The organism is Novosphingobium capsulatum NBRC 12533, from assembly GCF_001598375.1.
In the GTDB taxonomy this organism is placed as follows: domain Bacteria; phylum Pseudomonadota; class Alphaproteobacteria; order Sphingomonadales; family Sphingomonadaceae; genus Novosphingobium; species Novosphingobium capsulatum.
This window is the reverse complement of sequence record NZ_BCYV01000013.1, coordinates 123,030-137,434: the sequence shown is the minus strand read 5'-3', so window position 1 is coordinate 137,434 and position 14,405 is coordinate 123,030. Positions and strand designations below refer to the sequence as shown.

General features: G+C 67.2%; 13 protein-coding genes and 1 tRNA gene. 8 read left to right on the top strand and 6 right to left on the bottom strand.

Annotated elements, in window-relative coordinates:
• The first annotated feature begins 17 nt into the window (after positions 1–17).
• Entirely contained in the window at positions 18–1,184 is a 1,167-nt protein-coding gene (locus SCA01S_RS13185; RefSeq protein ID WP_062786253.1) for a glycosyltransferase family 4 protein, read from the top strand.
• Positions 1,185–1,198: 14 nt separating this feature from the next.
• On the opposite strand, the gene SCA01S_RS13180 is transcribed toward SCA01S_RS13185, so the two are convergent.
• Together SCA01S_RS13180 and SCA01S_RS13175 are read right to left on the bottom strand one after the other, a co-directional pair.
• Positions 1,199–2,824, bottom strand: coding sequence for a hypothetical protein (locus SCA01S_RS13180; RefSeq protein WP_157088971.1), 1,626 nt, complete (start codon positions 2,822–2,824; stop codon positions 1,199–1,201).
• Between the two features lie 126 nt (positions 2,825–2,950).
• Positions 2,951–3,670, bottom strand: a complete 720-nt coding sequence (locus SCA01S_RS13175) for a PadR family transcriptional regulator (RefSeq protein ID WP_084390998.1) — start codon at positions 3,668–3,670, stop codon at positions 2,951–2,953.
• Positions 3,671–3,782: 112 nt separating this feature from the next.
• Between SCA01S_RS13175 and SCA01S_RS13170 the strand changes: the two genes are divergently transcribed.
• The 5 genes from SCA01S_RS13170 to SCA01S_RS13150 all read left to right on the top strand — a co-directional run bounded on the left by SCA01S_RS13170 (position 3,783) and on the right by SCA01S_RS13150 (position 8,867).
• On the top strand, positions 3,783–5,123 hold the full coding sequence (locus SCA01S_RS13170) for a replication-associated recombination protein A (RefSeq protein WP_062786248.1): 1,341 nt from the start codon (positions 3,783–3,785) through the stop codon (positions 5,121–5,123).
• On the top strand, positions 5,120–5,986 hold the full coding sequence (locus SCA01S_RS13165) for a hypothetical protein (protein WP_062786246.1): 867 nt from the start codon (positions 5,120–5,122) through the stop codon (positions 5,984–5,986). The genes SCA01S_RS13170 and SCA01S_RS13165 overlap by 4 nt, the downstream gene beginning before the upstream one ends.
• A gap of 27 nt (positions 5,987–6,013) precedes the next feature.
• A tRNA-Thr gene (locus tag SCA01S_RS13160) sits at positions 6,014–6,089 on the top strand.
• Between the two features lie 95 nt (positions 6,090–6,184).
• Positions 6,185–7,021, top strand: a complete 837-nt coding sequence (locus SCA01S_RS13155) for a helix-turn-helix domain-containing protein (RefSeq protein ID WP_084390990.1) — start codon at positions 6,185–6,187, stop codon at positions 7,019–7,021.
• Positions 7,022–7,115: 94 nt separating this feature from the next.
• Positions 7,116–8,867, top strand: a complete 1,752-nt coding sequence (locus SCA01S_RS13150; RefSeq protein WP_062786243.1) for a cation:proton antiporter domain-containing protein — start codon at positions 7,116–7,118, stop codon at positions 8,865–8,867.
• A gap of 6 nt (positions 8,868–8,873) precedes the next feature.
• Here the strand turns inward: SCA01S_RS13150 and hrpB are convergent, their stop codons facing one another.
• Both hrpB and SCA01S_RS13140 read right to left on the bottom strand, forming a co-directional pair.
• Positions 8,874–11,420, bottom strand: a complete 2,547-nt coding sequence (gene hrpB / locus SCA01S_RS13145) for an ATP-dependent helicase HrpB (protein ID WP_062786241.1) — start codon at positions 11,418–11,420, stop codon at positions 8,874–8,876.
• Between the two features lie 71 nt (positions 11,421–11,491).
• Positions 11,492–11,878 carry a glutaredoxin gene (locus tag SCA01S_RS13140; RefSeq protein WP_218016409.1) on the bottom strand — a complete coding sequence of 129 codons (387 nt, stop codon included), beginning with the start codon at positions 11,876–11,878 and terminating at the stop codon, positions 11,492–11,494.
• 140 nt (positions 11,879–12,018) lie between these two features.
• Between SCA01S_RS13140 and SCA01S_RS13135 the strand changes: the two genes are divergently transcribed.
• Positions 12,019–12,207 carry a hypothetical protein gene (locus SCA01S_RS13135; protein ID WP_062786238.1) on the top strand — a complete coding sequence of 63 codons (189 nt, stop codon included), beginning with the start codon at positions 12,019–12,021 and terminating at the stop codon, positions 12,205–12,207.
• Positions 12,208–12,240: 33 nt separating this feature from the next.
• On the opposite strand, the gene SCA01S_RS13130 is transcribed toward SCA01S_RS13135, so the two are convergent.
• Positions 12,241–13,254 (bottom strand): polyprenyl synthetase family protein, encoded by a 1,014-nt coding sequence (locus tag SCA01S_RS13130; protein WP_022677958.1) that lies wholly within the window; start codon positions 13,252–13,254, stop codon positions 12,241–12,243.
• Positions 13,255–13,358: 104 nt separating this feature from the next.
• Between SCA01S_RS13130 and SCA01S_RS13125 the strand changes: the two genes are divergently transcribed.
• A complete protein-coding gene (locus SCA01S_RS13125) occupies positions 13,359–13,661 on the top strand; it encodes a chorismate mutase (protein WP_022677957.1) in 303 nt (100 codons plus the stop codon).
• An 82-nt stretch (positions 13,662–13,743) separates the two neighbouring features.
• Here the strand turns inward: SCA01S_RS13125 and SCA01S_RS13120 are convergent, their stop codons facing one another.
• Positions 13,744–14,211 carry an Lrp/AsnC family transcriptional regulator gene (locus tag SCA01S_RS13120; protein ID WP_054130649.1) on the bottom strand — a complete coding sequence of 156 codons (468 nt, stop codon included), beginning with the start codon at positions 14,209–14,211 and terminating at the stop codon, positions 13,744–13,746.
• Positions 14,212–14,405: the final 194 nt, after the last annotated feature.

The following is a 14,405-nucleotide window of genomic DNA, read 5'->3' as shown; positions in this document are numbered from 1 at the left end:
CACTTGATCTTCGTACCATGACGGCCACTGGCCGGCTCGACGGGCTGCGCATCGCGCTGTTCAGCGGCAACTACAACTATGTACGCGATGGCGCCAACCAGGCACTCAATCGCCTGGTCGGGCATCTTATGCGCCAGGGTGCACAAGTGCGGGTCTATTCGCCCAAGGTGGAAAATCCGGCGTTCGAGCCCACCGGCACGCTGATCGGCATTCCTGCCCTGGCCGTGCCGGGCCGCGGCGAATATCGCGTGCCGATCGCGCTGTCGGGCCGGGTGCGCCGCGATCTGGTCGCGTTCGATCCGCATGTCGTCCATGTCTCGTCGCCCGATGTTGCCGCCCACCGCGTGGTCACCTGGGCGCGCCGGCGCAGCCTGCCGGTGCTGGCCTCGGTGCACACCCGGTTCGAAACCTATTTCCGCTATTACAACATGGCCTGGCTGGAACCGGTGATCGAAGCCATGCTGCGCCGGTTCTATCGCCGCTGCGACGCGCTGGTTGCCCCGTCGGAATCCATGGCCCAGGTGCTGCGCGAGCAGCGCATGAACTATGACATCGGCATCTGGTCACGCGGGGTCGATCGCGACATCTTCACGCCCGAGAGGCGCAGCATGGAATGGCGCCGATCGCTGGGCCTGGCCGATGACGATGTGGTGATCGGCATTTTCAGCCGCCTGGTGATGGAAAAGGGGCTCGACGTCTTTTCCGACGCGATCGACGAATTGAAGCGACGCGGCGCCAAGTTCCGCGTGCTGGTGATCGGCGAAGGTCCGGCGCGCGAATGGCTGGAAACCCGCCTGCCCGACGCGGTATTCGCCGGCTTCCTGTCTGGCGCGGATCTGGGCCGGGGCGTGGCCAGCATGGACGTGTTGTTTTTCCCTTCCGTCACCGAGACGTTCGGCAATGTCACGCTCGAGGCGATGGCCTGCGCCCTGCCCGTGGTGGCGTCTGCCGCCACCGGCAGCCAGAGCCTGGTCGACGATCATGTCTCCGGCCGCCTGATCACGCCGGGCGCGGTGCATCAGTTTGCCGAAGCACTGCGCGCCTACGTGGAAAATCCGCAGCTGCGTGCGCAGCATGGCGCGGCGGGTGAACTGCGCGCCCAGGAATTCAGCTGGGACCGCATCAACCAGGCTGTGGCCGATACCTATGTTCGCCTGGTACGGCAGAAGCGCACACGCAAATAGTCAGCGGCGTGCCTTCAGCGCACGATGCGATAGAGCACGCTGCCGGGCGTGCGCCGCACCGGCACCGCGCCGGCCACCGGACGCACGGCAGCCGTATCGATGATCCAGACGTAATCGAACGCCGCGCGCGGCAGCTGCGCCAGGCGCTGGCTGATCGTGTTGGGCTTGGCGCAGTCATCGGGTTTGGCGAATTCGGAATCGTCGGTGGCAAATGCCCCAGCCAATGGCGCCTTTACCTGGAGCAGATGGCCGCCGGGCACCATCCATTGCTCGTTGGAAAAGGCATGGCGCCGCGCGATGGCATAGCCACCCAGATGTGTGCGCCGCTCTCGCTGCCATGGCAGGATCGATACATTGCAGCTTTCGAGCACCAGCGACGCAACGCGCCTGCCGCGCGGCACCGCATCAAGCGCCACCAGGTCTGACGCCATGGTTTGCCCGGCCAGCCATAGACTAAGGACATTGCCCAGCAGGCGCGCAACGGCAAATCCCACCCCCAGCCATGCCAGACTTGCCCAGCGCAGCCAGCCGGAATCCGGGTAGCGTGGCGAAGCCGCAACCAGCGCCACCATCAGCATAATGGGTACAAGCCGCATGTCGACCAGGCTGGCACCGATCAACGTGGCGGGCAGCAGGACATAGGCCAGGGCCAGAACGGCGCACCCCCACCACAAACCCATGGTGCCCACACGCCTGGCGCGGTCCCCACCTGTGCGGCGCAGCCCCCACCACACCAGTCCCAACAGCAACATGGCGCCCGCCACGTCCCACACGAGCCAGCGATCGCGCAGCGGCATCAACGGGTAGGTGAGCTTGAGCGCGGGGTTGAAGAAATCCTCGGTCGGCCCATGTCCGCTGGGTGGCAGCGGCCAGACGATCCGCAAGATCAGCGGCGCAGCCAGGCAACTGGCCGCCAGCCCAGCATCCCAGCCAGCCCGGCACAGCGCGCGCCACCTGCCCTTGCGCGATGCATCGGGCTGCCAGCGCCGGGCAAGTTCATCCATGCCGGCAAACACACACAGCAGAACCCAGGCCACCAAGTGGCACGTCCACAGCAATGCGGAAACCGGGATGAACAGCGCCCAGCGCGCCGCAATCCAGCCGCGCCGCCTCATGGCAATCCACAGCGCCAGGGCGAGGGTTGCAAGCGCCTGGCCCAAGGCAAAGTTGAGGAAGCCGAACTGCAATGGATAGCTGTAGGCCAAAGGCAGCGCAAACAGCACGAGCGGCGTGATCCGGCCATGCAGGCTGCGCGCCAGGCAGAAAATCCCCAGAACCTGCAACACCGGAATGGCGACGGCAACCACCCGCAAGGCTGGCTCAAGGCCCAGCCACGGCGCCAGCACTTCCATGACGAGATCGACCCCAAGATTGGGGATAAGGTTCCAGTGAAAGCTGTACCATCTGCTGAGGTCGGCCGAGCGACCATGATCGACCTGCACCGCATAGTGCCCGAGATGGCCCGCCAGGTCGGTCAGCGGCACCACGGGCGGCAGGGCCAGCGGCAATGCGGCCAGCAGCATCGCGACCAGCCAGAGCCACTTGGCCTGGAGCCAGCGCGTGGTGATCAGTTCATTGGAAGGAAACGCCGCGATCTCGGCCGCGTGCAACCGGGCAATGGGTTCATCGGTTACAGGCATCACTGGCAGGATCACGTACTTTCAAGTCTGCCCCGGACTTAAAGCGACGCAAACTGTCTGGCAATTCCAATCGTGTCCCCCACCAAGGCGCCGGAGCGGCCTGTTGGCCACTCCGGCGTGGTGTCGTCACAGCCGCTCGATCTTACGCGCGGCCTCATCCAGGATATCGGCCACCGCGAGCGCCGTGTCGTTGTCGAACGAACCGCCCGCCACGCGTTGCCGCAACGCCAACGCCAGGTTGGCAAAGGCGCGGCGCACCGGCGGGCTGGCCTCGCGGGCGCCGGCCTGGGCCAAGCTGGTCAGCCGATCGACGATGACCTTGAGTTCCTCGGTCTTGCCCGCCAGTTCGGCGCGGCCGGCCTCGGTCGCGGTAAACGCCTTGCGCGTGCCTTCACCCGCTGCTTCGGCAATCAGGCCTTCGTCCACCAGCAGGGCCAGGGTGGGATAGACCACGCCCGGGCTCGGGGCATATTGCCCGCCGGTCAGGTCTTCCACGGCCTTGATCAGTTCATAGCCGTGGCGGTCCTGCTCGGCCACCAGGCTCAGCAGCAAGAGGCGCAATTCGCCAGCGGCGAACATGCGCCCACGGCCACCCCGGCCACGGCCGAACGGCCCGCCGCCGCCGCGCCCGCCCCGACCGCCACCAAACGGGCCGCCGCCGAAGGGGCCACCATCAAAGGGGCCTCCACCGAAAGGACCACCTTCATCGTCAAAACGGCCGGCAAACTTGCGCGCCAGGCGCTCGCCGAACCGGCCGCCGCCACAGTGGCCACCATGGCCTTCGCCAGCGCTTCCGCGCCAGCCACCGAACTTGCCCCGTGCGGGGCGTTCACTATCAAATCGCATCGTCATTCCTTTCCTCACGATGCAGCTAAGATATATCTTAATAGCATCTACACAAGACCCCGGTTAAAATTTTTCGAGAAATTTTCACGCGCAGGCCCTATCTCGGTGCCGCATGGCCGATCTGTTTGCCCCGCCACCTCAGGAAACCCCGCGATCCCAGCCGCTTGACCACGGCCCGCTGGCCGACAGGCTGCGCCCGCGTGCGCTCGACCAGGTGATCGGCCAGGGCCACCTCACCGGGGCCGAAGGCGCGATCGGCCGCATGGTTGCCGCCGGCAAGCTCTCATCGATGATCCTGTGGGGGCCGCCGGGCACCGGCAAGACCTCGATCGCACGCCTGCTGGCCGATGCCGTGGGCATGCGCTTCATCGCGATCAGCGCGATCTTTTCGGGCGTGGCCGATCTGAAGAAGCTGTTTGCCGAGGCCGAAGCCATGGCGCTGGCCGGGCGGCGCACGCTGCTGTTCGTGGACGAGATCCACCGCTTCAACCGCGCGCAGCAGGATGGCTTCCTGCCAGTGGTGGAAAACGGCACGATCACCCTGGTCGGTGCCACCACCGAAAACCCCAGCTTTGCGCTCAACGCCGCGCTGCTCAGCCGCGCGCAGGTGCTGATCCTGCACCGCCTCGACGCCGCCGCGCTGGAAGAGCTGCTGCGCCGCGCGGAAGAGGAAACCGGCCTTGCCCTGCCGCTCACGCCACCCGCGCGCGAGGCGCTGGTCGCCTCGGCCGATGGCGATGGGCGCTTCCTGCTCAATCAAGTCGAAACGCTGCTCGATGTCGATCTGCCGGCGCCGCTCGATCCCGAAGGCCTGTCTACCTTTCTGATGCGGCGCATGGCGGTGTACGACAAGGACCGCGATGGGCACTACAATCTCATTTCCGCCCTGCACAAATCGTTGCGCGGGTCCGATCCGCAGGCAGCGCTCTATTGGATGGCGCGCATGCTGGTGGCGGGCGAAGACCCGATGTACGTGCTGCGCCGCCTGGTGCGCTTTGCCAGTGAAGACATTGGCCTGGCCGACCCTCAGGCGCTCACTCAGTGCCTAGCGGCAAAGGACGCCTACACTTTCCTCGGCTCGCCCGAGGGGGAACTGGCGATCGTCCAGGCCTGCCTCTATTGCGCTACCGCGCCCAAATCCAACGCCGCCTACGGCGCGATGAAGGCGGCATGGAAAGCCGCGCGCGATACCGGATCGCTCAGCCCGCCGGCGCATATCCTCAACGCTCCGACCAAGCTGATGAAGGACATCGGCTATGGCAAGGGCTATGCCTATGACCATGATGCCGCCGATGGCTTCTCCGGCGCCGACTATTGGCCCGAAGAGATGGCTGCCCAGGCATTCTATCGCCCGGTCGAGCGCGGGTTCGAGCGCGAGATCGTCAAGCGGCTGGACTGGTGGGACCGCAAGCGGCGCGAGCGGCGGGGCGACGCGCCGATCGAGGACGAATGAGCCGCTTTGCCCATTTCGTGGCGATCGACTGGTCAGGCGCGGCCGGAGAGCGCCACAAGGGCATCGCGCTCGCCCACTGCACAACCGGTGACGCGGCCCCCGCGCTGGTGCGCCCCGGCCACCGCTGGTCGCGGCAAGAGGTGCTCGACTGGCTGCTGCACCACCTGCCGTCCGATAGCCTGGTGGGCATGGACCTGGGCCAGTCGCTGCCCTTTGCCGATTGCGGCGCGTTCTTTCCCGGCTGGGACGCCAGCCCGGCCGACGCGCGCGCGCTGTGGGCCATGGTCGATACGCTGTGCGCGGATGAGCCACATCTGGGCGTCAACGGCTTCGTCGATGCCACCGAGCCTTCGCGCCATTTCCGCCGCCACGGCGGCCGCTGCGGCGATCGCTTTCCGGCCGGCCGCGGCCGCCTGCGCGTGACCGAGCGCGCGCAAGAGGCGATGGGCTGCAAGCCATACAGCAATTTCAACCTGGTCGGCGCAGCGCAAGTGGGCAAGTCCAGCCTCTCGGGCATGCGCGTGCTGCACCGCCTGGGCGGACAGATCGCGGTCTGGCCGATCGATCCCCTGCCCCCGCAGGGCAGCGTGGTCTGCGAAATCTATACCACCATCGCCGCCATGGCAGCCGGCCGCCCCGCCAGCCGTTCCAAGATCCGCGACGGCGCCAGCCTCGACCACGCCCTCGCCACGCTGGGCAGTGCCCCCTTTGGCCACGCCGGCGCGATCGACGATCACCAGAGCGACGCCCTGATCACCGCCGCCTGGCTGCGCACCGTGGCGCACATGCCCGCCCTGTGGCACCCCGCAGCCCTCACCCCCGAAATTGCCCGCACCGAGGGCTGGACGTTCGGGGCCACTTGAGGCTATGCGCGAAACCCACGCACCAATGCCGGCTTAGCTCAGTTGGTAGAGCACCTGCTTTGTAACCAGGGGGTCAGGGGTTCGATTCCTCTAGCCGGCACCATTTTTGCACCCACCACATCCACCGCGTCACGCATGCCATCGTCACCCAAGAAATTTGGGATGGACGCTGTGGGGCACCTGTGGTGAGCAAGGGGCATGGCAGCCCCGGAACCTGCACCCGTCTCGCTTGCGGCTTTGAATGACAAGGAACGCGAGGTCCTGCGCCTGTTGACGGCGGGGCACACGGTCAAATCCATCGCGCTGCAACTGGGCCGGTCGGAAGCCTCGATCAACGAGCGGCTGCGCGATGCGCGGCGCAAGACCGGGGTGGGCAGCAGCCGCGAGTTGGCGCGCATGCTGGCGGCCCAAAAAAGTTGGGACAGAAATCCTGAGCTTACCGGCCCGGGCAAGGCGCCCGATACGGCAGGGGCGCCCCGCATCGTCGGGCGCCGATGGTCGAAAGGATTGCTTGCCATGCTTACCGCACTTTCGCTTGCCGCCGCAGGCCTGCTGGTTTCCACCGGACAGGTGCTGCCGCCCCGCACCGGGGCCGCCCTACCCGCTCCAACGGCGCAGGCGACGCCCGCCAAGGCCATGCCGCTGCTCGGCCGCTGGTCGCTCGATGTGACGCGGATTCCCGCCGAGGAGCGGCCGCAGAAGGTCACCATTGCCTTCGCCAAGGCCGCCGACGGCCGCTGGACAACCATGGTCGACATGGTCGGTCCTGATGGCACCGCCCACAAGGCGGAATCGACGGCGGCGCTCGATGGCGTGCCCGCGCCGGTGACGGGAACGATGGATTTCATCGACACGGTATCGCTGCGCCAGCCTGCGCCCAACACGCTGGTGATGACCCTGGGCAAGAACGGCGCCCCGGTTTCTACGCGCGTCTATGCGGTCGCCAAAGACCAGCGATCGATGACTGAAACGATCATCTGGCCCGGCAATGCCATTCCCGGCCTTGAAACCACCACGTTCCACCGCGTGGAGTGATCGCCCGCAACGCGCCGCCGTTCCCGGCCGCCTTGTTGCCGCGGCTTGCCCACGATGGGTTGACGCGGGCGGCAGGGAAGGCGAGGCAGGAGGCATGAACCAGCCCCCCTCGATGCTTCACGATGGTTTTCTGCTGCTTGGCTTTGCCATGGTCTTCGTGCTGGTGTTCCGCCGGCTGGGCCTGGGGGCCACGCTGGGCTACCTGCTGGCGGGTGCCGTGGTCGGGCCGCAGGTGCTGGGCCTGGTGGGCGAGGCCGAGCAGAAGCTGGGCATTGCCGAACTCGGCATCACGCTGCTGCTGTTCCTGGTCGGGCTGGAGCTGAACCCGTCGCGGCTGTGGCGGATGAAGCGCGATATCCTCGGCCTGGGGCTGTTGCAGGTGGTCCTGTGCGGCGCGGCGATCACGGCAGTGATCAACTTCGGCACCGATTTCAGCCTGACGGCCGCCATCGCGCTGGGCCTGCCGCTGGCGCTCTCGTCCACCGCGCAGGTCCTGCCGATGCTCCAGGCCTCGGGCCGGTTGCGCACGCCGTTTGGCGAGCGGACCTTTGCCATCCTGCTGTTCCAGGACCTTTCGATCATCCCCATGATCACGCTGATCTCTGCGCTCAGCCGCAATCCGGCCGATGCCAATGGCCCGCCGGGCTGGCAACTGGGGCTTTATACCGTGCTGGCGATCGCCGGGCTGATCCTGGCCGGGCGCTATCTGATCCGGCCGCTGTTCCGCCTGATCGGCAACCTGGGCGAGCGCGAGATGTTCGTGGTCGCCGCGCTGTTCACGGTCATGGCCTCGGCCGCGGTAATGGAGGCGCTGGGCCTGTCGACCGCGCTCGGCGCGTTCATCGCCGGGGTCATGCTGGCCGACAGCCCCTATCGCCACGAACTGGAAGCCGATGTGGAGCCGTTCCGCTCCATCCTGCTCGGCCTGTTCTTCCTGGCCGTGGGCATGATGCTCGATCTTCATGCGATTGCCGAGCGGCCGCTGTTCGTGATTGCCATGGCGCTGGCGCTGGTGGCGGTGAAGGCGGCAGTGATCATGGGCATTGGCCTGGCCTTCCGCATGCCGTGGCGCGGCGCGCTGGCGCTGGGCCTGCTGCTGAGCCAGGGCGGCGAATTCGGCTTTGTGCTGTTTGCCCAGGCCCAGCATGCCCAGTTGATCGCGCCAGAGGCGGCCAGCCTGTTTGGCGCGATCGTGACCCTGTCGATGGCCACCACGCCGTTCCTGATGGCGCTGACCAAGCCACTGCGCAACGATCCGCGCGCGGTGAAGGGCGAACGCCAAGGGCCCACCGGCGACGCGGCGAATGCGCTGATCGTGGGCTATGGCCGCTTTGGCCAGACGGTGGCGCAGATGCTCAACGCCAGCGGCCTGACGGTTACGCTGATTGATACCGACGTGGAAATGATCGACGTGGCCAGCAATTTCGGGGCCAAGGTCTATTTTGGTGATGGCACCCGGCTCGACCTGCTGCGCCACGCTGGCGCCGACGAAGCGGCGCTGATCCTGTTCTGCATGGATGGCGACCAGATGGATGCCGCCGCGCTGGAAGCGGTGCAGCAGGCCTTTCCCCAGGCGGCCATCTTCGTGCGCGCGTTTGATCGGCGCGCGGTGGTGCGGCTGCGCGGCTCCCCGGCCAAGTGGGTGATCCGCGAAGTGATGGAATCGGCGGTGAAGATGGCGCGCCTGGCGCTGGCTGAAACCGGGGTTAGCGAGGAAATCATCACCCGCGCCGAAGACATGTACCGCGCGCGCGACAAGGAGCGGCTCAAGATCCAGATCGAAGGCGGCGACCTGCGCGCCGCGCGCGAACGGATCATTACCGAGCCACAGGCGCAGGAAAGCTGATTTTGCTCAGCCCTTGCGCGTCGCCTCGAACGCGTTGCGGGTCTTGAGGCTGGGGTCTTCTGTCCACGGCTGTTCGGGCCAGCGATGGCGGGGATAGCGGCCCTTCATGTCCTTCACCACATCGCGCCACGATCCGCGCCAGAACGCGGGCAGATCAGCCGTGGTCTGGATCGGCCGGCCGGCGGGCGAGGTGAGCGACAGCAGCAGCGGGCGCGGCGGCTGGCCGATGGTGGGATGGCGATCAAGGCCGAACAGTGCCTGCACCCGCAGTTCCACCGCCGGGCCGCCTTCGTGTGCATAGTCGATGGCATGGCCGGTCCCGGCGGGCGAGCGATAGTGCGGCGGCGCCAGCCGATCGAGCGTCTGCCGCTCGTTCCAGTCCAGCCGGTTTTCCAGCGCCTCGTGCAGCTTGCCCGCCGCGATGGCCAGATCGCGCCGCCCGGCCAGCAAGGGGGCCAGCCATTCCTCCAGATCGGCGAGCAGGGTCGCTTCGTCGAGCGCGGCCAGCCCGGCATAGCGCGCGCGGGTCAGCAGCGCTTGCGCCGCAGCGCCCAGCGGCAGCGCCGCCAGCCCTTCGCGCCGCACCACATCGAGCAGCAGAGCCGTGACCGCTGCCGGCTGTGGCGATGGATCGGGCACCCGGGCCAGCACGATCGCGCCCAGCCGCCGCTCGAGCCGCGCTTCCACCCGGCCTTCGCCGGCGTTCCACGTCAGGGTGTGGCGCTGGTCCATGCGATGGGCCAGCCAGGTCGTCACGTCGTCCTCGTCCAGGGCAAGCGCGCTCATGATCCGGGCGCCCTTGGCCTCTCCCTGCGCGTCGCCGATCACCAGCCAGCGCGCCGTGGCCAGCGGAGAGGCGGGATCGAGGCGATAGCCGCGCCCACCGGCCGAAAGCCATTCCTCTCCGCTGGCACCGCGTGCGCGGGCGATGCGATCGGGAAAGCCTTCGGCCAGAAGCACGGCTAGCGGCGGCCTTGCTGCGTTGCGCTGGCGCCCTTCGACAGGCTCAGGGCGAACGGAACCTTGGGACACGCCCTCCACCCCGTTCGGGCTGCGCTTGTCGAAGGCCCCCCGCGCTGCCCGTTCCGCCATATTGGCCCAGCGCGCGGCCAGCTTGCGCGAAGCATCGGCCCGCGCCCCGCGATCGCCCTGCCAGCGATCGAACCGGCGGGCGAGATCATCGCCGCTGCCGCCAAGGCCGCGTTCCTGCAGCAGCAGCGCCAGCCGTGCCGCATCCTGCGCCGCGCCATGGCGGGCGGCAAACAGCAGCATGTGCGCCAGCGCCGGCTCCATCGGCAGGCTGGCCATGGCGCGGCCATGCGGCGTGATCCGCCCCGCCCCGTCGAGCGCGCCCAGCGCCGCCAGCGCCGCTTGCGCCGCGGCCATGGCGGCAGGCGGTGGTGGATCGATCCAGGCCATCGCCGCCGGATCGCCCGCGCCCCATTGCGCCAGAGTCAGCGCCAGGGGGGCCAGATCGGCATTGAGGATTTCGGGCGGATCGAACGTCGCGCGCCCGGCGTGGGCGGCTTCTTCCCACAGGCGATAGGCCACGCCCGGCCCCTGGCGCGCGGCACGCCCAGCACGCTGCGCGGCGGCGGCCTGGCTGGCGCGGGTCGTCACCAGGCGGGTCACCCCTGCCACCTTGTCGAACTCTGCCCGGCGCGACAGGCCGGCATCGACCACCACTGCCACGCCATCAAGCGTCAACGAAGTTTCGGCAATCGCTGTCGCCAGCACGATCCGGCGCCGGCCCTCGCGATCGCGGCGGATAGCGGCGCGCTGGCCTGCCGGATCGACCTGCCCGTGCAGCGGCAGCACCAGCGCGTGGGGCAGGCGCTGCGCGAGGATTTCGGCCGTGCGATCGATGTCGCGCACGCCGGGCAGGAACGCCAGAATGTCGCCTGTCTCTTCGCCCCAGGCCAGGGCAATGGCATTGGCCACGGCCTGCTCGGTGCGTAACTGCGGACTGCTGCCCAGCCAGCGAATGCGCAAGGGATGGGCCTTGCCGGCGCTTTCGATCACCGCCGCCTGGCAGTTCGCATCCGCGCCCATCAGCCCGGCAAAGCGCGTGCCGTCGAGCGTGGCCGACATCACCACCACGCGCAGATCCTCGCGCAGCACGCCTTGCGCTTCCAGCGCGAGCGCCAGGCCAAGGTCGGAATCGAGATGCCGTTCGTGCGCTTCGTCAAACAGCACGGCCGAAACGCCGGTCAGTTCGGGATCGGCCAGGATCGTGGCGACAAAGATCGCCTCGGTCATCACCAGCACGCGGGTGCGTGCCGATCGCTTGCTGTCGAGCCGGGTGAGATAGCCGACCGTCTCGCCCGGCGCCTCGCCCAGCAGGTCGGCCATGCGCTCGGCCGCAGCGCGCGCCGCCACGCGGCGGGGCGACAACAGGATCACCGTGCCGGTACACCACGCCTCGCCCAGCAAGGCCGTGGCCACCGTGGTCGTCTTGCCCGCGCCCGGCGGCGCGATGAGCACGGCATTGGGGCTGGCAGCCAGGGCAGCCAGCAGATCGGGCAAGACGGCGTGGATGGGCAGGTCGGTCACCCGCCTGCCCTTATCGCCTTGGCCCGGCCTTGGCGAGGGCCGGCACAGCGGCGCGCCAAGGCCCCGCTACATCAGCCTTGCGCGCGCAGCTTTTCCAGTTCCTGCTGCTCGGCAAAGGCCTCGCGCAGGCGGCGGAATGGCCCGGCCATGACATATTGATAGAACGGCGCTGTCGCGGGATCGAGCCCGGCCTTTTGCGCATAGAGCGCGACGATGGCATCGGAATCGGCGATGAAGCGGCCCGGCTCCACTTCCAGCGTGGGAAAGGTCACCTTGTCGAGATGCGGCGCCAGAGCCGCACGGATCGGCGCTTCGTCCTCGTCACCGGGCCAGAATGCCCGCAGGTCCACGCTGTCGAGCTGCCCGGCCTCGGCCAGGAAGGCAACCGCCTTGAGGCAGAACGGGCACGAACGCTTGAGATAGAGGACGGGGCGAAACGCTGCTGCAGTCATGGTCATGCCTTTATGCGTTGGGAAACAAGCCAGTAGCGCCGAATCGGGCCAAACTTCCCATGCGGGCCGGTGCGACGCGGTCAGATTCATGATACCACAATGGGCAACGGTGCCCGATCGCGGCACGGTCTGCCTCGAGAGGACCCATGTTTCTTGACCTGAAAGATCCGTGGCCGCCAGCCCCACCCAACCGACAGCCCGAACCGGCGCCCAGGCTCACTCCGCGCCGGCAGCGCATCGTGGTGGTGCTCGTGGCGATCAATCTGCTGATGATGCTGATCGGCCCGCTGGCCGGATCTTCAGTGATCGACGGGCTGGTGCACGCATTTCATTGAACGCGCTGACGCACCAGTCCCCGCAACCCCTGATCAATAGCGGCGCGCCACCGCAAATTCGGCGGCCTCGCCCATCGCCGCCTTGGCCGCGCTGGCGGGGAAGCCGGCAATGGCATCGATCGCGCGCTGGGCATAATGGCGCGCCCGCTCGCGCGTGGCATTCACCGCATCGTGCTTGCGAATCAAGGTGATGGCATGGGCCAGATCAGCGTCGCTGTTGCGATTGCCGGCGATGGCATCGCGCCAGAACCCGCGCTCTTCCTCGTTGCCGCGCGCATAGGCCAGGATCACCGGCAGCGTCATCTTGCCCTCGCGGAAATCGTCGCCCTGGTCTTTGCCCATTTCCGACGCGTCGGAATCATAGTCGATCGCATCGTCCGCCAGCTGGAACGCAATGCCCAGGTTGCGGCCATAGGCGTCGAGCGCCAGTTCGTCTGCCTCGTCCCGCTCGGCCACCACCGCCGCGATGCGACACGCGGCGGCAAACAGCGCGGCGGTCTTGGCGTTGATGATCGAGAGATAGCGTTCTTCGCTGGTTTCCACCTGGCGCTGCGCGACCAGCTGGTCCACCTCGCCCTCGGCAATCACGGCCGATGCGCCCGACAGGATGCGCAGCACCTTGATCGAGCCATCCTCGACCATCAGTTCAAAGCTGCGCGAGAACAGGAAATCGCCCACCAGCACCGTGGCCGGATTGCCATAGATGATGTTGGCGGCCTTCTTGCCGCGGCGCATGTCCGATCCATCGACCACGTCGTCGTGCAGCAGGGTGGCAGTGTGGATGAACTCCACCGCAGCCGCCAGCTTGAAATGGCGGCTGCCGCCATAACCCAGCAGCGCCGCCCCGGCGAGCGTGAGCATGGGGCGCATGCGCTTGCCACCGCCGGCGATGAGGTGGCCGGCCAGCGCCGGGATCAACGGGATACGCGATTGCATGCGATCCAGAATCACGGCGTTGACGCTGTTCATGCCGTCGGCCACCAGCGCCATCAGCGGCGCCAGCGAGGGTTCGGCCTTGCGGGGGAGCGTATGGAGGGTAGCAGTCATTGCTGCCCGCTTGGCGCGTGGTGCACGGCTTGGCAAGTCGCAAGTTGCACGGTAGCGGCAGAGCGACACTTTTGCATACCCCACTGACAAAGGCCCGAAAGCACATGAGCGCATCCGCCGAAGGCACCGATCCGGTTCTGGCCGGCTATCGCCAGAGCATCGACAACATCGATGCCGCGATGATCCACATCCTGGCCGAACGCTTTCGCATCACCCAGGCCGTGGGTGCCTACAAGGCCGAAAAAGCCTTGCCCGCCAGCGATCCCGGCCGAGAGGAGCGCCAGATCGCGCGCCTGCGCAAGCTGGCCGAGGATGCCCGGCTCGATCCGGAATTTTCCGAAAAATTCCTGCGCTTCGTAATCGAGGAAGTGATCCGCCACCACAAGCAGGCCAAGGCCGCGCAGTAACCCGCGCGGCGGCTCCCTGCCCTAAAGGGCGCCCGCCACCACTCTCCCCTCCTCTAAAGAGGATGGGGAGTTAAGGCCCGCTTCACTCGGTGAATGGAACGCCCGGCACCTGCTTGGCGGTGCGAATGGTAAGCGAGGTCTTGACGCTGGCCACATTGGGCGCGGGCGTCAGCTTGCTGGTCAGGAATTCCTGGAAGCTTTGCAGATCGCGGCTGACGATCTTGAGGATGAAGTCGATCTCGCCATTGAGCATGTGGCATTCGCGCACTTCGGGCAGCGTGCGCATATGCTCTTCGAACTGGCGCAGCGATTCCTCGGCCTGGCTTTTCAGGCTGACGAGCGCAAAGACCGTGATCGCGAAACCCAGCTTGGCCGGATCGAGATCGGCGTGATAGCCGCGGATGACGCCGGCCTCTTCCAGCGCGCGCACGCGGCGCAGGCAGGGCGGCGCCGTGAGGCCCACGCGCTGGGCCAGTTCCACGTTGGTTACGCGGCCCTCATCCTGAAGCTCGGCCAGCAGCCGCCTGTCAATTCCGTCCAATGTCGCCATGTTCGTGTTCTTTAGCCGCTCGACCCGCAAGATTGTGCGTCACCGCTGGCAGTGAAGCTAATATTATTAGCTCATATCGCAATTGTCCTGCAATGCAACGCACCATCACCAAAGCCGGTGCATAGTGTGGAAAAACCCGCTCCACGATGAACGGATCACCATTCACCGCATGGTGGGCGGGTTCGCCACACTTT